This is a genomic window from Mucilaginibacter dorajii, from assembly GCF_024808255.1.
Taxonomy (GTDB): domain Bacteria; phylum Bacteroidota; class Bacteroidia; order Sphingobacteriales; family Sphingobacteriaceae; genus Mucilaginibacter; species Mucilaginibacter dorajii.
Map to the genome: position 1 here is coordinate 255,258 of NZ_JANTYS010000007.1, position 20,209 is coordinate 275,466.

Annotated in this window: 15 protein-coding genes; 6 read left to right on the forward strand and 9 right to left on the reverse strand. The window is 44.7% G+C overall.

Annotated elements, in window-relative coordinates:
- Nucleotides 1–397 precede the first annotated feature (397 nt).
- The 5 genes from FHS10_RS11955 to FHS10_RS11975 all read left to right on the forward strand — a co-directional run bounded on the left by FHS10_RS11955 (nt 398) and on the right by FHS10_RS11975 (nt 5,160).
- Complete coding sequence (locus FHS10_RS11955; RefSeq protein WP_259090809.1) at nt 398–1,492, forward strand: AI-2E family transporter; 1,095 nt, start codon at nt 398–400, stop codon at nt 1,490–1,492.
- Between the two features lie 316 nt (nt 1,493–1,808).
- Nucleotides 1,809–2,795: an MBL fold metallo-hydrolase gene (locus FHS10_RS11960; protein ID WP_259090810.1), complete on the forward strand. Its 987-nt coding sequence runs from the start codon at nt 1,809–1,811 to the stop codon at nt 2,793–2,795.
- Between the two features lie 30 nt (nt 2,796–2,825).
- Nucleotides 2,826–3,710: an alpha/beta hydrolase gene (locus FHS10_RS11965; protein WP_259090812.1), complete on the forward strand. Its 885-nt coding sequence runs from the start codon at nt 2,826–2,828 to the stop codon at nt 3,708–3,710.
- Between the two features lie 70 nt (nt 3,711–3,780).
- Entirely contained in the window at nt 3,781–4,158 is a 378-nt protein-coding gene (locus tag FHS10_RS11970; RefSeq protein WP_259090814.1) for a hypothetical protein, read from the forward strand.
- Between the two features lie 117 nt (nt 4,159–4,275).
- On the forward strand, nt 4,276–5,160 hold the full coding sequence (locus FHS10_RS11975) for an alpha/beta hydrolase (protein WP_259090815.1): 885 nt from the start codon (nt 4,276–4,278) through the stop codon (nt 5,158–5,160).
- A gap of 164 nt (nt 5,161–5,324) precedes the next feature.
- Here the strand turns inward: FHS10_RS11975 and FHS10_RS11980 are convergent, their stop codons facing one another.
- The 9 genes from FHS10_RS11980 to FHS10_RS12020 all read right to left on the reverse strand — a co-directional run bounded on the left by FHS10_RS11980 (nt 5,325) and on the right by FHS10_RS12020 (nt 18,800).
- Nucleotides 5,325–5,882: a hypothetical protein gene (locus tag FHS10_RS11980; protein WP_259090816.1), complete on the reverse strand. Its 558-nt coding sequence runs from the start codon at nt 5,880–5,882 to the stop codon at nt 5,325–5,327.
- Nucleotides 5,883–5,911: 29 nt separating this feature from the next.
- Nucleotides 5,912–6,706, reverse strand: coding sequence for an FHA domain-containing protein (locus FHS10_RS11985; RefSeq protein ID WP_259090817.1), 795 nt, complete (start codon nt 6,704–6,706; stop codon nt 5,912–5,914).
- A 69-nt stretch (nt 6,707–6,775) separates the two neighbouring features.
- Entirely contained in the window at nt 6,776–10,861 is a 4,086-nt protein-coding gene (locus tag FHS10_RS11990; RefSeq protein ID WP_259090823.1) for an FtsW/RodA/SpoVE family cell cycle protein, read from the reverse strand.
- Nucleotides 10,861–12,288, reverse strand: coding sequence for a PP2C family protein-serine/threonine phosphatase (locus FHS10_RS11995; RefSeq protein WP_259090834.1), 1,428 nt, complete (start codon nt 12,286–12,288; stop codon nt 10,861–10,863). Before FHS10_RS11995 ends, FHS10_RS11990 begins: the two co-directional genes overlap by 1 nt.
- An 84-nt stretch (nt 12,289–12,372) precedes the next feature.
- Nucleotides 12,373–13,335, reverse strand: a complete 963-nt coding sequence (locus tag FHS10_RS12000; protein WP_259090837.1) for a hypothetical protein — start codon at nt 13,333–13,335, stop codon at nt 12,373–12,375.
- Nucleotides 13,336–13,366: 31 nt separating this feature from the next.
- Complete coding sequence (locus FHS10_RS12005; RefSeq protein WP_259090838.1) at nt 13,367–14,800, reverse strand: serine/threonine-protein kinase; 1,434 nt, start codon at nt 14,798–14,800, stop codon at nt 13,367–13,369.
- A gap of 320 nt (nt 14,801–15,120) precedes the next feature.
- Nucleotides 15,121–17,415: a glycoside hydrolase family 20 protein gene (locus FHS10_RS12010; protein ID WP_259090840.1), complete on the reverse strand. Its 2,295-nt coding sequence runs from the start codon at nt 17,413–17,415 to the stop codon at nt 15,121–15,123.
- 108 nt (nt 17,416–17,523) lie between these two features.
- Nucleotides 17,524–18,357, reverse strand: coding sequence for an N-acetylmuramoyl-L-alanine amidase family protein (locus tag FHS10_RS12015; protein WP_259090842.1), 834 nt, complete (start codon nt 18,355–18,357; stop codon nt 17,524–17,526).
- Entirely contained in the window at nt 18,354–18,800 is a 447-nt protein-coding gene (locus FHS10_RS12020; protein WP_259090848.1) for a Fur family transcriptional regulator, read from the reverse strand. Before FHS10_RS12020 ends, FHS10_RS12015 begins: the two co-directional genes overlap by 4 nt.
- A 568-nt stretch (nt 18,801–19,368) precedes the next feature.
- On the opposite strand from FHS10_RS12020, the gene FHS10_RS12025 reads away from it, so the two are divergent.
- On the forward strand, nt 19,369–20,058 hold the full coding sequence (locus tag FHS10_RS12025) for a TapB family protein (RefSeq protein ID WP_259090851.1): 690 nt from the start codon (nt 19,369–19,371) through the stop codon (nt 20,056–20,058).
- Nucleotides 20,059–20,209: the final 151 nt, after the last annotated feature.

Sequence of the window (20,209 nt, forward strand, 5' to 3'; positions counted from 1 at the left end):
TCCATTAAACAGGATGGCTTTGCTGTTGTTTAGCTTTTATTTAGGAACCTTTACAGCTTCCATCTAATAGAGCACACCAATATTTGGATGCGCCTAAATTGCACGATACATCAGTTTAGTGTTAACCTTGCTAAAATACAAATCATTGATTATTAGATTTTTATAAAATAAATATCTAAAATATGTTAAGTTATGTTAACCCAATTAAATGCGTTTGCCCTGTTAACAATAGGCAGTTTGTAAGTTTTTCATTCTTATAACCCTTGCAACTGTCTGCTACAGCCTCCTCCTTTACTGCTAACCGTAAACTGATAAGTGCAAACTAAATTTCGTATCTTCAAACATCTGATTTCACTAAACGTTATCCATCAAACAAAAAGGATAAATCCCCTACCATATGCCAACAAAAAAACTAATAGCACCTTTTTACGAACGACTTGCATTAACACTTATTGGTTTCCTGGCCCTTGGTTATCTTATTATTGTAGGTAAAGACATTCTTGATCCGCTTATCTTCGGGTTCATCTTTGCCATTTTATTGCTTCCTGTTTCCAATTTTTTAGAGAAAAGATTGAAGTTGCCGCGGAGCATGTCGTCGCTTGCATCTATCCTGCTGTTGGTAGGGCTAATCGGCGGAATTTTGTACCTGGTAGGATCACAAATTTCAAACCTGGCCAATGACTGGCCTATGTTGAAAAAACAGGTAGCGCAGTCGCTGCACGATCTGCAGGAGTGGGTACAATCTGCCTTTCATATCAATGCCGATAACCAGTTAAAATATGTACAGGATGCATCTAAAAAGATCATGGAATCGGGCACAGATGTGGTTAGTACTACCTTTGGCGCGGTATCATCATTGATGATCTTTTACGTATTCATCATGATCTTTACTTTTTTCATCTTATTATACCGTCGCCTGTTAATCCGCTTTATCATCTGGGTTTTCAGGGATGAGAACCACGATGTGGTGATGGATATTGTAGAAAACATTCAATCGATATTAAGGCAATATATTCTTGGGCTTTTGTTAGAGATGGTTATCGTGGCCAGCGTTGCTATTACTGTTTTCTGGCTTATCGGTATTAAATACGCGGTTTTATTGGGTATTATAGTTGGTTTGTTTAACATTATCCCTTACATCGGCATCTTTTCGGCTCTGCTTCTGAGCACCATCATCACCTTTGCTACGGGTAATATCAGCAAAACAATTACCGTAGTTATCAGCGTAATATCTATACACGCGGTTGATGCCAACTTTTTGCTGCCAACCATAGTGGGTTCAAAAGTGCGGCTTAACGCACTGATCTCTTTTATTGGTATTATACTTGGCGAAATGATATGGGGGCTTTCGGGCATGTTTTTATCCATACCGGTTATTGCCATCTTCAAGATCATCTTCGACAGAATAGAAAGCCTTAAACCCTGGGGTTACCTGCTTGGTGGCGATTACGAGAGCAATAAAAAGGCCGCTGAAAAAATGAAGACTGAATGAATTTGTAACAAAAAAATTACTCCCAAGCCTTAACCTTCAAGCATTTTATATAGATTTGGAGCTTACAGATACCCCTGATAAAGTAATGCAAATTGTTAAGAATGCCCCACGCCCGGTGTACAGGTGCAAAAAGTGCAAGCAAATTTTAGATACCCGTCGCCGAAGAGGTATACTCCTTAAAACTTTCCTGTTTTGGCTCCCCATAAAAAAGTTCTTTTGCGAAAACTGCCTCACCAACAGGTACCACTTTTAAAACTTATTTATTTTGCTAAATTAACAGCTATATCATTAATTTAGTGGTGGAACATTTGCCCACATGGCATTTGAAAAACTACCTGTAATGACCCGTAAATACACCTCAATAATTATTGTTTTAGTTTGGCTATTGCCGTTTTTTTCATCGGCACAGGTTACAAATAAGCCGGCTTTCAGGTTGGTACCTTTAGGTGTACTGGGTGGCATTGATGAAAGTAACCTATCAGCCTATATGCTGGCTGCTAATGGTACAAACAACTATATTTGCCTTGATGCCGGCACCTTGCATGCGGGTATCAAAAAGGCTATTGAGAATAAAGCGTTTGGTGTACCTACCGAAAAAGTGTTGCGCCAGTACATAAAAGGTTATTTTATATCGCATGCCCATCTTGATCATCTTGCTGGCTTGATCATCAATTCGCCCGATGATAGTACCAAAAACATATATGGACTACAAAGCACTTTAGAGACCCTGAAAACCCATTACTTTACCTGGGCAAGCTGGGCCAACTTTGCCGATCAGGGCGAAGCCCCGGCATTAAAGAAATTTCGTTATCAACCGCTTACCCCGGGTACCGAAACAGCTATTGCAAATACCGATATGAAGGTGCAGGCGTTCCCGTTGAGTCACTCTAACTTAACCAGTACCGCTTTCCTGATACATAGTGCCAATGCTTATGCTTTATATCTTGGTGATACCGGTGCCGATGCCATTGAAAAAAGCACCAACCTGCAAAACCTGTGGCAGGCCATTGCGCCGTTGATAAAAACCAAACAGCTAAAAGCCATCATGATTGAGGTTTCCTTTCCGGACGAACAGCCGGATAAAACACTTTTTGGTCACCTTACCCCGCATTGGTTAATGGTTGAAATGGACAAGCTTGCCGCGCTTACCGGTACCGACGCTATTAAAGGACTTGATATTGTGGTTACCCATTTAAAGCCGCCTGCGAATAGCATCGTCAAAATAAAAACCGAGTTAAAGTTGGAAAACAAACTGCAGTTAAATTTAATTTATCCGCAGCAAGGTAAACCACTTACTTTTTAATAGCTACCGAAAACTAAACCATTTATAGGGATGAACATTTTAAAAAAATGCCTGCTATTTTGCTTTTTACTAAGCGCAAGTACCACCTTTGCCCAGCAGGGTAAAGTAATTGAGGAGCAAACCGTTAAAAGTAAAGCCTTAAAGCGCACCGTAAAGTACACCATTTACTTGCCGGCCGACTATGAAACAGCCAACCGCACCTACCCGGTTGTTTACCTTTTACATGGTTACACCGATGACAATACCGGCTGGCTGCAATTTGGCGAGATTAACCGCTATGCCGATAAGGCTATCGCCGAAGGCACCATCCCCCCAATGATTATTGTAATGCCGAATGCCGACTCAAGCTGGTACATTAACTCCTACGATGGCAAAGAAAAATATGAAGATTTTTTTATTAAAGAGTTTATCCCGCACATTGAACAGGCTTACAGAGCCAAAACCGAAAAGCTTTACCGTGGCGTAGCCGGCTTATCTATGGGCGGTTATGGCACCATGATATATGCTATTAAATACCCGCAGTTGTTTTCGGCGGCGGCGGCCTTGAGCGCGGCCGTGTTTCCGGATGAAGACCTGATTGGTATGCCCGATGATAATTATGAGCGTGTTTTTGGTCAGCTGTACGGTCGCGGGTTGAAAGGCAAAGATAGATTGAGCAAAGCATGGGAGGCAAACTCTGTTTTAGGGTTGATTCAAAGTAAAACGGCAGACGATTTAGACAAAGTAAGATATTGGATTGACTGTGGCGACGATGATGGCTTAAGCAAAGGCAATTCGCTGATGCATATTGCCCTGATGGAAAAGAAAGTACCCCACGAGTTCCGTGTACGCGACGGTGCCCACAACTGGACCTACTGGCGGACCGGCATTACCAATGCGCTTATTTTTATGGGCGATAGTTTTAGGCAGAAATAGATATTAGTAGTAAGTAGTTAGTATCAAGTAGTAAGACTAACACATTGGCAATAGGGGATAGATTTCAGATATGGTGAGAGATTTTGAGTTACCAGTTCTTGCAAATGACTTATCAAAACTGATAGAGAATCAAATTTCTATTCAACAGTTTTTGGATAGCTTATTTACAGATCAAGAAACCTATACAACCTTTTGCCAAAGTCTGGCCTCGTACTATTATGATGATGGAGGCTCGCCAGAGGTAAGGGAGTTCATCATTAGCGATACTGATTTTAACAAGCAAACTTTAACAGGCGCATTCAAATGCAGCTTTAAAGTGTACTACTTTTTTACTTGCAGCGATATTAAAAACGACAAAAACGAATACCTCACCTGGACATTTAAAATTGACAAACAAACCAACAAAATAGCCTTAGTCGGCGAAGAACCGTGGATAATTGATAATTAACAGATGTGCAAATTTCAGGTGTGCAGATGATATTGAACAACTGAAAACATCTGCATATTGAAATCTATAATCTGCTCATCCGTCTTGATACTTGATACTAACTACTCGATACCAAAAATGAAAAGATTTATTTTAATCCTCCTATTCCTCTCTCCCTTCGCTCTTTTTGCGCAGAACATTCCTGTGGGCAAAGTGATAGAAGAGCAAAACGTGAAGAGCGATATATTAAGGCATAATGTAAAATACGCCATTTACCTGCCGGCCGATTACGAAACATCAAACCGTACCTACCCCGTAGTTTACTTGCTGCATGGTTATGGTGATGACCAAACCGGCTGGCTACAGTTTGGCGAGGTAAACCGTTACGCCGACAAAGCGATTGCCGAAGGCAAGATTCCCCCGATGATTATCGTAATGCCGGATGCGCAGACCACGTTTTACATCAACTCCTATGACGGCAAACGAAACTATGAGGATTTCTTTTTCAAGGAGTTTATTCCAACTATCGAGAAAGAATATCGCACCAAAACAACCAAACAATACCGTGGCGTTGCCGGCCTTTCGATGGGTGGCTTTGGTACCATGGTGTATAGTTTAAAACACCCTGATATGTTTGTGGCAGCGGCGGCCTTAAGCGCCGGTATCCGTACCGATGAAGATTTTGCAGGTGTAACCGACGCCCGCTGGGCAGAAGTCTATAGCAAAGTCTTCGGCCCGAATTTGAAAGGTGCAGAAAGATTGAACGACACCTGGAAAGCCAATTCGGTTTTGGGCCTTGTCCAAAGTAAAACAACCGACGACCTTAATGATGTGCGCTACTGGATTGATTGCGGCGACGACGACGCGCTAAGCAAAGGCAACTCGCTCCTTCACATCGCACTTATGGAAAAGAAAGTACCCCATGAATTCCGCATCCGCGACGGTGCCCACACCTGGACATACTGGCGCACAGGAATTGTTGACGCCCTGGAATTTATTGGCGACAGCTTTAGGCAGAAGTAAGACCGGATGTGCAGATATGCAGATTTCAGATGTGCAGATGATGGATATATATTCTTGATCTGAAGATTCTCATTTTCGTTTTTTTAGACGAAGTAGCTCTCAACATATGGTTAAAATTGATTTAAATCATTTGCACATCTGAAATCTGCATATCTGCACATCGTCTACTGATCACTCAGCAGATCCACGCAGTTTTTCTTTAGCTTTTCCAGTCGCGCGGGTAGGCTGTTCAGCCCGGCTTCGTCTCTTAAATTTTTGTAGAGTACTTTGATAATGGCGAGGGTATTATCGTCCGGGTCGCAGGCCTGTGCTTTTTCGAGGTGTGGCAGGGCCAGTTTGGCTTTCTGGATGTAGTTTGCGTCAACCACGGCTTGCTTGCCCGAAATATCCTTAATGTACAGGTAACCTAAAGCCCGGTGAGCCACATAATAATCGGGTTGGGCTGCTGATACCATTTTATAGTATTTGATGGCGTTGACGCTCTGGCTATCGTCTTCGTAAAGCTTAGCCAACGAATTATAAAAACTAACGCGTACTTTAGGGCTAAGCTTGGCAGTATCCGGCAATATCTTTTCGGCCAGCGTCATTTGCCGGGTGGCATCGGCATTCATTTTGGCTTCGTTAAAATCAATATAGGTGTTGTATACCTCATCAGCTGTTTGAGCCTGTGCAAAACCAACTCTTGCTATTATCAGGGTGAGTAGTAATATCTTTTTGATCATAGTTTTAAAACTACCTGGCAGGTGAAAAATTATCCTTCGGCCTTCACACTAAACAAAAACACGGCCGATTCGCCTAAAATCACCTGATCACCTTCATTCATGGGGTGTCCTATCTGGGTTGAATTGAGTTTGATCATTTTTTCATCGGCAGCAATATGAATCTTGGTTTTATTGCGCGGCGGTACACCGCCTTCATCGGCATAGATCATAAAGCGCTCGTCCTCTTTGTTCCACTCGATATGGGCATGTTGCCTGCTGATAAACTTATTGCTTTCGTCGTTGCTATCCGGCGGGAAAATGATTTTATTTATACGGAATGACCCATTCTCGGTAACTGACTTTTTATCTCTGCCGATATTGATCTTACCATCTGTGGCTTTAATTATGTACTCATCCTGCTCGGCCTGTCCATTCAAAATACGGATATAAGCCACTGCCGATGAGGCATTGTGCATCACCTGCCTTTGTGTAAGCATAGTAAAAGCGGCATCCAACTCGGGAATCTTGTTAACATCAACCGGTAATTCATCGGTAAAGATCACTTCAACAGACCAGTCGGCAGGCAAATCAAGGGCATAATCATCCGCAATCCGTTGAATCTCGTGCCTGAATTTTTCTTTATCGTGTACATACACCGCGCCTTCATAAATATGTTTATCCTCGGCATTGGCGGCTATATATAACTGCAATTCCTTAATATGGCCGGCTTCGCCGCCCTCTACCTTTTGTAGGGCTTCTTTAATATAACGCAACAAAGCATCGCGCAGGCTTTTTACGTCCCATGCCTTGTCGCCACTATTCCTGCTGAAAAAACTAAATGCCATATTTTATTAATTCTAATTCCACAAATTTTATCGAATTACACGAATTTGATAAGTTATTAATCTAACCTTTTATTGATCTACTGGCTCAGCCGTTTCTCCTGGTATAATACTCTTCATATACCCCTTTTGTAATAGGAACGGTATTACATGCTTCCCGGCTAAATGTACCGCGTCTGACGATCCACGGGTTGATTCTACGCGGATGCAGACCACCATATTGCTCTTGCCGTTGGCTTCAGGTGCGAAGAATACGTACCAGCCGTCGTTTACGCTTTTGTTTTTTACTATACGTTCGGGGGTACCGCTTTTACCGGCTACCGCTATGCCTAATATCGGCACTTTGGGCGCGCTTTGTGCTATCATGTATTGGGTTAACAAACCGGCGTATTCAGGCTTTTCGGCCAGTTTGATGCCAGTTTTAAGGGGTTGTTTTGTACCGCCTATATTTAAAACAAAACGGTTCGGCATTAGCATTCCATCATTCGCCACTCCCGATACCAGTCTGGCTACAGATGCCGGTGTGGCAATCAGCTCGCCCTGGCCCCAGGCCATGCCCGAGATACCTTTAGCCCTTGTTTTATGGATATTGTTAGGGTCGTACCTGGGCTTGGTATTAAATTCGGTTTTACGCCACAAGTTACGCCATTTTTCTTCCTGGGCATCGTTCTCTATGGGCTTGTTATAGTAGTAACCGCCTACACCATGCAAAAACATCCCGGTTTTCATGTACAGGTTAACCATGTACTCTTCCAGGTGCTGCTGGTTGGCCAGCTTAATGAAATATACGTTGTTTGATTTGGCAATAGCCCGTTCCATGGTGATCTCACCGGTTTCATCCGGCTCGATGCCTTTGGTACGGATGCGCTCCTCCGTGCTTACGTGGTAAGTTACATCTGCGGCTGCCAGTCCCAACTTGTTAAATGCCGACATGGCAGTTAGCACCTTGGCTGTTGAACCCGGTTGCGAGGCATAAGTAAAGCCAAGATCGGTGGTGGTCATCCAGGTTGATAGTTTGTTCTGATCTGCCTGCGACATCGTAAGCTTATCCCAATTATGCACCGGTGGCAGCGGGTATTGCGCCGAAACCAGCACATCGCCGGTTTTGGCTTCCATCACCACCACAGATACCCGGTTATCATACAACGATGTATCCGTAGCAATAGACTGCTGAATGCTTGTTTGCAGATCGGCATCCATCGTTAGTTTAACATCGCGGTTACGGTTTTTAAATGCTGCTACCTCGGGGCCGTTAATATCGGCAAGCAGTAAAGGAGCCAATTCGCTGTAGTCTTTTTTAGCAACGGTCATTTCCTTTACACCGCGTGGCAAAAAGCGGTCTTCCTGGTAACGCGATGCTTTTACGTTATAACTGCTGATGGGCATTTTAAAGCCGCGCAGTTCGGCGGCAAGCTCGTACTCGGCAAAGTAGCCGTTGGTGCTGCCGTTAAATACACCGGTATTGTTATCGCCTGTCCAAAAAAACATCTGCTCTTCAAAAGGGTAAAAACGTTCAAGCCTTTTGTGCATAGCCGAATCCAGATCGTAGTTTTTAATACCCGATGCCGATAGCTTATTTTTTTGCTTTTCTATCAACTCGGGTTTGCTGGTTGCCAGGATCAATCCATTACGGTCAAGCAATGAGCCGGCTTGCAGCTTATTCATCAATATGGCAATGCGGGGATTGTAGCTAAACATTCGCAGCCCACTTTTATCGGCTACTAAGGCAGGTTTTACCACCCATTTTTTATTATCGGCGCTATAGCGCGATACATTTACTGTTAACAAAACCACACCCGCTAAGGCAGCTGCCAATGCCGGCACCAGGTTTTTATCCTGCTGTTTGGTAATGTAGGTCATTTGCACCTGGGTGCCTTTCACCAGCGATACCGAAAGCAAAAAGCCAGTAGCCAACATATTAATAACCAGCGACGAGCCGCCATAACTTTCAAATGGCAATGATACTCCCGATAACGGCAAGGCACCGATAGAGCCACCCGCGATGAGCAAGAACTGCACAAAGGTACAAATCCCTATCCCGGCGCTGAGGTAAAACAATAGCGGCGTACCCGTCTGTCGCCCAATGATGATGGACCGGTGTAAAAACAGCAGGAACAGGATAAAGATGCCCGCCATGCCTGCCCAGCCAAATTCTTCGCCAATGGATGGCAATATCATATCGGTGTGCGCTTCGGGAATAGTTTTGGCAAAGCCCTGCCCTACGCCCTCGCCGGTAAGGCCGCCGCCCGCCATGGCCCAAAGCCCGTTGGCTACCTGGTCGCCGCCATATACTTCGTTATTCCATGGATCCTGCCAAATGGCTTTACGCTCTACCAATCGTTCAACCGGGCCAGGGATAATTTTCTCCAGTCCCGGAATTTTATCGATAGTTAAAAAAGCCGTGATCACAATAAGCGCCATAATGGCCGATTCGCTCAGGTATCTCGGTTTTAAAAATCCAACCAAAATTAAAATACCAAAGGTAATACCCGCGCTGAGCCAAACATTATCAAAAAACCAGGTGGTTAATACAAATAATACCACGAAACCTGCCATTGACAAAAAATCGCCTCGTGAAAAAGAGAACAGGATGATGAAGGTAAAACAGATCACCATTGCCGGCCCCAGATCGCCCAAAATCAAAAACAGCAACAGCGTCATCACCGTAGCAATTAATGCCGATGAAAAGAACGACCAGCGCTTGCCCCAGCTGGCATACTGGCTGATAAATTTTTCGTTAGCAGCAAAAAATCCAGCCAGGAAAATAACCACTAAATATTTTACAATCTCGCTGGGTTGAAAGCCTAACAGGTTCACTTTAACCCCGCTGCCTTCGGGGCCGGTACCAAACAATATCGTACTAAACAATACGCCCATGGCCAGCACTATCCAGGGCCAGCCGTTTGCCGCGCTACGTACCTGTTTAAAAATGAGCAAGCGGTACAAAGCCGAATCGGCAGTAAGGCGGCGCAGGTTAATAAGCAGCATAACGCAAACGGCGGCAACGCCTATCCCTAAATAAATGAGGGTATCCTTAGCTAAAAACCGATCTCGTAATGGGTCTTGCAAACTTAATAACGTCAAAAAAGAGATGCCTGTAAGCATCATTACCAGGGGCAGCATCAATTGATCGGCCTGCGGAAAACGGGTGCTCAACAACAGGTGGATGATGATAAATCCTACAAAAAAACAGGCTACAATGATCCAGTACCATTTATTAAAGTCATCAATGGTGCGCACGATAAAAGCACCTTCCTTTTTCAGTATATTAAAATCTTTGGTAGATAGTAATTTGATGCTATGCGGCGACTGGCTAAAATTGATGGTTTTATTGGCATCCAGATCAACCACACCTTGCGACCGGCCAAACTCAAAGCCGGGTTGCAGGGGCAACAACTCAAAAGCTTTATCGGTAGGCAGATTTTTAAACTCATACCGGCCATTGGCATCGGTACGGGCAAAAGCGGTTAAGGATTGCAGCTGCCGCCTTTTCTGATCGTTTAAAACATATATTTTTTTTGCTGACGCTGATTTTTCAGTTGTGGTATTCTTGGCAGCGGTTTCCTCGTCGGAGTAAATACTATCCTTCGGTAAAATCATGTTCAGTCTTACCAATACGCCTGCCACAGCTTGTTCTTTATGACTTATTTTTCCGCTGATGCTGTACTCGCCCAAAGCCAGGTCTGTTTGAGCCGGGATTTGTGGCGGACTATTTTTTTCCTGCGTAAACCTTACCGAATCATCGCCGGTATAACCCAACAATTCACGCGAATCCAGCACCCTTTGCCGGTACGATTCGCCGCCTTGCTCCATCGCTTCATCCGCATTTACATAGTATTTACGTTTGTTTATTTCGCCGGCGTTATCAAACTGCCCGGCGGTGTTTGATTTACCCCCCACTACCGATTCGATGTAGCTGATATCCCGCGGATCGTCAAAATAATAGCCCTTACGTAATAATGCCGCGATGTTTTTGCCCGGGTTTGGCGCATTGATGTTTACAATGGTACCATCCTGCAGGCGTTTATCAACATCAACAAACTTCAATTGCAAAACAGTATAGAGCTTGCCAAAAAGTACAGCCAGCACAATCCCTGTCAGCACTATAAAAAGCCGTTCCATTCCACGGCCCGGGGCCTTTGGTGTACCCTTATCCATTATTTTTTGATGGCTTTAGGTAACGAATCTATTTGAAACATCCCTCCAAACAACCTGCCCGAAATGTATTTTTTATCGGGGAACAAATAAGAAGTTTGTACCGGCGTAACACAGTTAGTAAACTGAACATTTTTTAAAACCAGCGCATCGTTATGAGTTGCCACCGCTACTTTAAAGCCATCAAAGGCCAGGCTATCCAACACTACGTATTTACTTTTTGCCGCTAACACCAGGGCTGGGCCGCTATATACCGAATCTTTTTTAAATACAATTTTCCCTTTTGCCTTAATGTACAGGCTATCCTTACCAATAAATATAGAATCGCTCAGGATAATAGGCTCCTTAAAATCGGCAGCCGATAGTACCAAAGTATTTCCTATTAACTTGTTCAACGTATCCTGTAGTTTGATCTCGCCTGCACTTTTTGGTTTTACCGGGGGCGCTACTGCTTTAAGCGGCTCGGCCTTGGGCTGGTGGTTAAGCCAGTACTGCCATATAAAGCCGCCTAAACATATCACAAATAAAATGACTAATATCAAAACCGTACCCTGGTTGCTTTTGGATTTTACAACAGGTTCGGCAAGCTCTTCAACCACTTTGGGCTGAGGTTTTGGTTCGGCAATTTCTGTGGTGGCTTTTACCGATACTGCTGGCCGTGTGGCATTTTGCTGGCGCGGGGCCTTGTCGTTTTGAGCCAACACCACGGTTACGTTATCCTTGCCGCCTTTGTTGTTTGCCGCGGTGATTAGTTTTTTTCCTTTATCCTCTAAAGTGCCGCTTTCGGTAAGGATGCTTTTGATCAGCTTCTTATCAACCAGGTCGGTTAAGCCATCGCTGCAAACCAGCAGCATATCGCCGGGTAAAAATGGCGAATGGCCTGTCTCTACAAAATCGCTATCCTTGGTTATGTTGGGGGCAAAACCCAGTGCTTTGTTAATCTCGTTTCGTTTAGGGTGATCCATCGCCGCCTCTTCCGTAAGCCTGCCGGAATCTTCCAGGAAACCTACAAAAGAGTGGTCTTTAGAGATCTTGATAAGCGAATTATCGCGCAGTAAATACAAACGGGTATCGCCCACGTGGGCATAGTAAAACTGGTTATTTTGCAGATCGATAACGGCCAGCGTTAATACGCAGGCCATGTTTTCCAAACCTTTTTCCTGCAGCTTTCTATCGTAAATCTGCTGGTTGGCGTTTGCAAAAGTATTAACCAACAACGGCGTAACATTACCAGCTATATAGGCCAGATCTTTTAAGATGCATTCACGGGCGATATCGGCTGCAACTTCGCCACCCACATAGCCGCCTACGCCGTCAATTACGCAGGCAATAATAAAATTACCGTCGTCCGTTTTTTGGGCAATAAAGGTGTCCTCGTTATTATCCCTTTGCTTACCGGTATCTGTAATGCCGAAATAATTATTTGCCATGGCTGGATCTTTTTATATCGATAAAATGGGCAAGCAATAATAAAACACATATTGCAAGTAAGGCTATTGATAGTATTTGCGACATTATGCTTCGGGTTTAAAGATGTTGATACCGATGATACCGTTCAGCAATATTTTGGAGTTGAAAGGCAATTCCACCCATTGCGGCGAGTTTACATCGCTGCGGGTAACCTCCTGTTCGTTGATCATGGTAAGCTCGCCAAAAGATGCCAGGTAAAATTTTCCATCGGCTTTGTTTAGGCGGATGCGCAGGTGCGGGGTATTTACCCAATCGCTCGGAATTTTAAATACCGACGCGTCTTCGCGGGTTTCTTCGTTACCCGATACTACTATATCATCGTTCTTTACCAAAAACTCTACTTTACGGCCCACAAACTGCTTATCGGGCATAATGGTATCCAAACGCGCCAACACCTGCTGACCGGGCCTTACCACGTCCTTTTCGTTATAATGCAACTCGTTTGAGTATGGCAACTCATAATAACCTTCGCTGTAATAGGTAAAACCTTTTAAAATATCATTGCTGATATCAAGCGTTTGGGCCACCCCGGTATGGCGTGGGATGAACGTTACCCTTAAGTTTTCTTCCTTTTTATTGCTGCCGGGCATCAGCTTGCCAATAAAGCCTTTATCCCCTTTTTTATAGTCGGGGTGCGATACCAGTCTGAAAACCCATTTCGAGCTTGATGGCTCCACCTTTTTACCAAACTCCTGGTGCTCGCTCAGCAACTCATAAAACTTTTTAACGGACTCATGAACAATAATGCCAAACAGACCCGAGCGGTTATTGATAAACTCCTGGTAATCCTCTTCGTTAAAGCTGATGATATACTCGTGGTAAAACACTACCCTATCGGCAAATGAAAGCTGGGCTATTGATTCTTTAAATTTTTCGATGATGTACATGTAAACATCATCTGGGGTAAGGGATTTATTTTGTACAGCAGCCACGGCGGCAGCTTTGCCATTTGGCAAAAACCAATCCTGCAGGCCTATCTTTTGCCAAAATGTAGATTTTGATTCCATTCGGTACGGAATTTAGATGTCGTTATATTAACTAAAAACTCAATTTTGCTGTATCGGCAGCTTTCACACTATCGCGATAAAACTGCGGATTGGTAGATTTATGCTTCACGCCCCTCAATATCGAGTCGGCCAGTGAATCAACCTCCGGTGGCACGCTTGACCCGTTGTTGTTATCATCCAGGTGCTTGTTTACCTCGGTATCTTGCTTAACCGCACTATCGGGCTTGTTGGCCGGCGCGCTTCTGCTTAACGAGTCCCTTGGCGGCGTTGCTGATTTAAAAAGTGTATTATAAATACCCCTGCGGTGTTTGAAACCTAAAACTGCCGAGAACCCGGTAAGCGCGATGAGTAATACAACCAGACCGATAAAAATTGGCCTGGAGATGCGTACCGCGTGCTTGCCTACTACTACCGGGGTTTCGGTAGGGTTGTTAATTACATGTACACCCCGGGCGCTTTCAGCCTCCTGGTAGTATAGTAACAAGCCTTGCAAGCGTTCGTTCTCTTTTAACAGTACAGACGCGTTCCATGAATCATCAACCTGGTTACTGTTTACAGCTGCAATACTGCTGTGCACCAGGGCATCCTGTAGCTCAATACCGTTCATGAACCTGTTTTCGGGTTCTTTTTCCAGGCATTTTGATACTATGTTTAAAAGCCAGGCAGGCACCAGCATTTCATGCTGTTTTTTCTGTTCTGTCCAGGCGTCGGGTAGGTTTTTTTTGCGCAGTTCCATTACATCGGGCACCGCGTTTTCCATATGGGCCAGCATCACCGCGTTGCGGGCTGTTTCGCCATTGTCCTTTAGGGGAAAAGGTACCTGGCCGCCAATTAGTTCATACAGGATAATACCGAAGCTGTATACATCCGTCTGGAAGTACATTAAACCCTCATTCTGCTCGGGTGCCATAAACTCGATAGCGCCGGCATGGCGGATGCTGGTACGGCGCTGATCATCAGACATAGCCGAAAGACCAAAATCCAGCAGCACATAATTGCCCGTATGGATGTTGAACTTTACGTTATTACTTTTGATATCGCCATGCTTTACCGATACCTTGTGGCAATGCGATAAGGCATTAGCCAGCTGATCGGCCAGTTTGATGATCTCCTTAATGGTAAATATGGCCTCATGCGGTGGCTTCAGCAGGTCTTCCAGGTCGGGGCCATCAATATATTCCATCTCGATAAAGGGAAACGAACCGCTCTCGGTAATGCCCGAATTTAAGATTTTAACCACATTGGGGTTAGGCTCTTCGTTCACCTTTTTTAGTTTTTCAACCTCGTTCTGAAAATTTCTGAAGTTCTTATCGTCGGTACTTTCGGTATGAATAGGGGTCGGCAATAACTTTACCGCTGTGATGATGGGGCCGTAACGCCTGCCTTTATAAACTGAGCCTTGTCCGCCCGTTCGCAAAGCCCCCATATTCTCCAAGCCTTCGGTTATTGTAAATACTTTGCTCATTGAGTTATACTTGCAGTGCTATAAGGTAAAAAAACAATTGTTAAACTGTGTTATCACAACATAACGCACATAATGATGTTTGGTTATAAAAATATGAAAAAAAGTGCGAAGAAGATGTGCAGATATGCAGATGTGCAAATTTCAGATGATTGATGTGCAAATGATCTAAAAAACGAGAGGAAACATTATTGCGAGTTTTAAACCTTCGCCCTCAGAGCGGGAAAGCATACCGTTAAACATGGCGCAAACGACTCAATTACGCCGTTTTTCAAACATTTTCATCGGAAATCTGCACATTTAAAATCTGCACATCTGCATATCTACTCTACACTAATTTCATCCACCAATAACCACGCCTTCGCCCCTGCAATATATTCTCCCGGCGGGATGGTGCCTTTGTTTGTGCCTTTAATCCTGATGTAGCGCGCCTGAATCGGTTTAATGGTTGCCCTTACTGCGTTGATCCCATTGTCATTAAATGCTGTTTGGCGGTAAACTTCGGTATAGGTTTTTCCGTCTGCCGATGCTTCGAAGGTGAGCAGGGTTGGTTCCCACATTTTTTGCCAGTGGTATTTAAGGATGTTGATGCCGAGTTTGGTAACGGGCTGCACCGATCCCAGGTCGACTGTGGCATCCAGGTCATCGCCGTTAAAACCATACCATTGACCATCGTTGTACAGCTTATTGCCAAATACGCCGTTCACCAGGCCCGAGATATCGCCGGTGTTATAGGTGCCTTTAGGCTGATTTACCAGCGTTACCGTTTTGCCAACGGCTTTGTGGATGTTAAAACTTTGCATGTATGTGCGCCCAGTTTGTTTACCATTACTAAACACCCCGGCTTTGATATTACCCGATGAGATGATGGTTAAGGGTTTGTTATAAACCTTACTTTTAAGCCCCGGTGCCAATCCATCGGTAGTGTAAAATATTTTGCCGCCCGGCAGGGTTGTATTGAGACTGAGCGATGTTTGATGATCTGCTGTTGTGCCTATATCGCCGGTTATTTCATCATAGGTGTTGGCGGCATTAATATCCAACCTTTGAAGCATTGGATGCTGATAGCGCAGCCGCTTCAGGAAGCCGTTATAATTCTTGTTCGCTTTATCTGTCCAGGCCACCTCGGCCAGGGCCAGCATGCGGGGGAACAATTGTCGCTCGGCCTGGGCAGGGCTGGCCATGTATTCGCTCCAGGCGTTGGCTTGTACACCTTTAATGTATTTAGCCTCATCGCCGGTTAGCTCTTTGGTTATGGGCTCGTAATTGTAAACCTTGCTTAGGGGTGTGTAACCACCACCCGCAATAGGCTCCGCCGGGTAAAGCGACTGGAAATAATCAAGGTACACATATTTTTCGGGCGTCATGATGGCATCGTGGTGTTGTTTGGCTGCGGCAATGCCCCCCTCCTCGCCTGTCCAGCTCATTACGGTAGCGCCGGGGGTTAGGCCGCCTTCCAATATCTCGTCCCAACCAATTATCTGCCGCCCTTTGTTGTTCAGGTATTTTTCCATCCGGCCTATAAAATAGCTTTGTAATTCGTGCTCATCTTTCAAATGCTCGTCCTTAATGCGCTGCTGGCATTTGGGGCAGGTTTGCCATTTGGTTTTAGGGCATTCATCGCCGCCAATGTGAATGTATTTTGAGGGGAAAAGCGGCAGCACTTCGTCCAGCACGTTTTGTAAAAAGATAAAAGTCTCCTCATTACCGGCGCAATACACATCGTCAAAAATGCCCCAGTAAGTAGCCGTTTTATACGGACCGCCCGTGCAGCCTAATTGCGGGTAGGCCGCTAAAGCAGCCAGCGCGTGGCCGGGCATTTCAATTTCGGGGATAATGCTGATATGCCTTTGCATGGCGTATTTCACCACATCTTTAACCTCATCCTGGGTGTAATAACCGCCATAGCGTTTGCCGTCGAATTTATGTGGGCTGTCCCTTTTATGGCCAATGATGGTTTCATCCCGGTAGGCGGATATACTTTGCAGCAGTGGATATTTTTTGATTTCGATGCGCCAGCCCTGGTCGTCGGTAAGGTGCCAGTGAAAGGTGTTGATCTTGTACAGGGCCAGCAGGTCTATCCACTTTTTGATGGTTTGCACGGTAAAAAAGTGGCGACTAACATCCAAATGCATCCCCCGGTAAGCAAAACGGGGATGATCTTCAATAGTGCAAACCGGTACCGTAGCTTTACCATTGGCCATATGGATGAGTTGCACAAGCGACTGCAGCGCGTAAAATACACCGGCCTCATCGTGCCCGTGAATGGTAATATGTTTGGATTTTATAATGAGTTGATAGCCTTCTTTTTGTGGTACGCGTATCGAGTCGATAACGATATCGATATCCGGGATCACCGCCACATTATTAACGGATGAGACACTGCCCGAAACAGACATGAGGTACTGCTCAAAAAAATCAAGGTTATGCTGATCGATCCCCTTCTCCAGTTCTATCCCGGCAGTACCCGAAAACGTGAAAACGCCTTTACCTTTTTGTATTTTATACGGTTGGGGAATAATACCTTGCTCCTTAATTTGTGCCGATGCAGCGTTGAACATCAACAAAAACCAAAAAGTATAAAAAAGGGGTTTACAGGAGTTGGGCAGCTTATTCATCGGTACAGATTTGTAAAGCCGAATATAGCTGATTAGGTTTAATATAGCGAGGGGTTTAAAACCCATCGCTATATTAAACAGCCTGATGGTAAACGTTATTTTTAAAAATCACAACGCACCAATAGCTTTACGATAGTTATTAATGGCGGTAATGATAGTTTGCACAATCTCGTTCTGCCCGTCGTTGGAGTTCAGGTAGTCTTCTTCCTCGGGGTTGTTCACAAAGCCGGTTTCTATCAGTACGGCGGGCATGGCGCTGTGGGCCAGTACCAGTACGCCCTGTTCTTTTACGCCCTCGCTGGCACGGCCATCGTGATCGGTGAACTCGGCATTCAGCAAATCGCCAAAAAGGATACTTTGCTTGCGGTATTTTTGGATGTAGGCGTTCAGGATGATGGCATTAGCCGGATCAGTTTGATCATACGCCTCATAGTTTTGCTTATAATCCTTTTCCTGGAAGATGGACGAGTTTTCCCTTACAGCTTCTTCCTGCTCCTTCAACCGGTGGAAACCGTAAACCAACAGCAATACCCCCTTGCGTTTATGCGCGATAGCCGCGGTACCTTCGGGCGATGAGTTACAGTGGATAGAAATAAACAGGTTACCATGTGCCTGGTTGCCAATGTTCGACCGCTGGTTAAGCGGGATAAAGGTATCATCGGTGCGGGTCATTACGGTGGTAAGGCCTTTAATACCGGTATCAATAGCCAGTTTTAGCTTTTTGGCGATGGCCAGTGTTACATTTTTCTCTACCGAGTATGAACCCCTTGCGCCAGGGTCTTTACCGCCATGCCCCGCATCAATGATCACGGTTTTAAACCTGAAGGTTGATGTGGCCGGGATGGTATCCTTTGCGGATTGGAAGGAACAAAGAGCAAGGAATAAGGACAGAACCCCAATATTTAGGATGATGGCAGATAATAACCGTTTAGTAAACCTCATTGTTTTACCGCCTTTTTACTGCATTTGGGGCATAAGCCGGTTGCATATAAGGTAAAAGCCTGCGGCACGAAACCGACGGGCAGGTTAATGGCGGGCAATTGCAGATCATTAAGGCAGTACACATTTTTGCATTGGGTACAGTTGAAGTGCAGGTGCTCGTCGTGGTGGTGGCCTTCATCGCAGTTGGAGGTGCATAGCGCGTAGTTGGCGGTACCATTCAGGTCGAACACCTTGTGGATGATGCCTTTTTCTTCAAACGCGCTCAGAATGCGATACAGGGTAACACGGTCGATATCATTCATCACACTTTCCAGGTCGGGCTGTGAGGTGGCCGTATTGCGCGACGACATCATGGAGAGTACTCTAAGCCTGGGAGCAGTTTTTTTTAGATGGTGCTTGTTAAGCAGATCTTCGAAATGAAAGTTATGGAGCGTTTGTGCCATTATATGTTGATGGATACAAATTTAGCAAGAATATACCTGTGATGAAAAATAACGTAACGTTAATTGTAATATTGTTGCGTTTACATGGCGTGAGATCTATTGTTTGCGTGTATGTGTTCCACCGGAACGGGTGGAACATTGGAACACCCCGAACACCTTTATTACTCATTATCAATCACTTATGATTTTTAAAAAATCAATTCCGCAGAACATCTTAATAACTCATTACCAAGCAGTTAATCAAAATTTCGAAAAAATAAATCCAAAAATCCCGCTTTACTGACAAACCAGTGTCACCACCCTAATAAGCGTGTAGTACTGCAAAAAGTTTACACTTTTATTGATTAGTCCTGTATGTAGTTTACAGTCCGATATCGGATAATTACGTTTAATGTCCGGTGTCGGATATCTGATACTTCCCTCTCCATCCTTAATCATTGCTCCAAAATCTTTTCTCCCAAAGTCGCCATAAAAAACGTACCATCCGCACACCAATACCGTGGTAGTACGCTTGTATGCAAGGCAATAAGCCTACAACTTTACGGTAAATAACAATCAAACAAATGCCATGAAAAAATTTATCGCCATACTACTTGGTACTGCCGTTTTATGTGGTACCGCGGCAGCCCAAAATTGCAGCCAGTTTGTAAACAGTGTAAACGGCAAAAAACTTACCTACATTAACCAGGATGCCAAAGGCAACCCGCAAATGACCGCCGTTTACACCTCCACTAAAAAGGATGCGTCGACCATTAGCACCCACGCCGAAATAAGTGATAAAAACGGCAAGCTCATGGGCACCGGCGACTCGGAAATGATTTGCGATGGCAACGCCATCAAAGTTGATATGAAATCGTTTATCCCCGCCTCCTCCATGAAACAATACAGCGACATGAAAATTAGCGGCGAAGCAAAATACCTCACCTACCCCAGCAATATGCAGACCGGACAAACGCTTGATGATGGCTCTGTTACTATTGAGATGAATGGTAACGGCTCGCCAATGACGCTGCAAATGGATATTGTAAACCGTAAGGTTGAACAGGCCGAAACCATCAGCACCAACGCCGGCAGTTTCGATTGCTTTAAAATTAGCTATGAGGCCACCACCAAAGTAAAAATAGCCGGCATTGGCATCCCCTTCCACATGAAAATTACCGAATGGTACGCTCCCAAACTGGGCCGCTTTGTAAAATCAGAAACGTACACCAAGGGCGGCAAGCTGATGGGGGTTATGGTGTTGGATTCTGTTAAGTAGTGAAGTGATGCACTACTTAACTTTGACTTTGGTAAAACCGTTGTCATTTCGACGAACAGTTATGGGCAAAAGAAAGGGGTGAGGAGAAATCTCCGGCGCACAATCCCCCCTTGGTTCGTTCGAAATGACATCGGTTTTTATTTGGAGAATA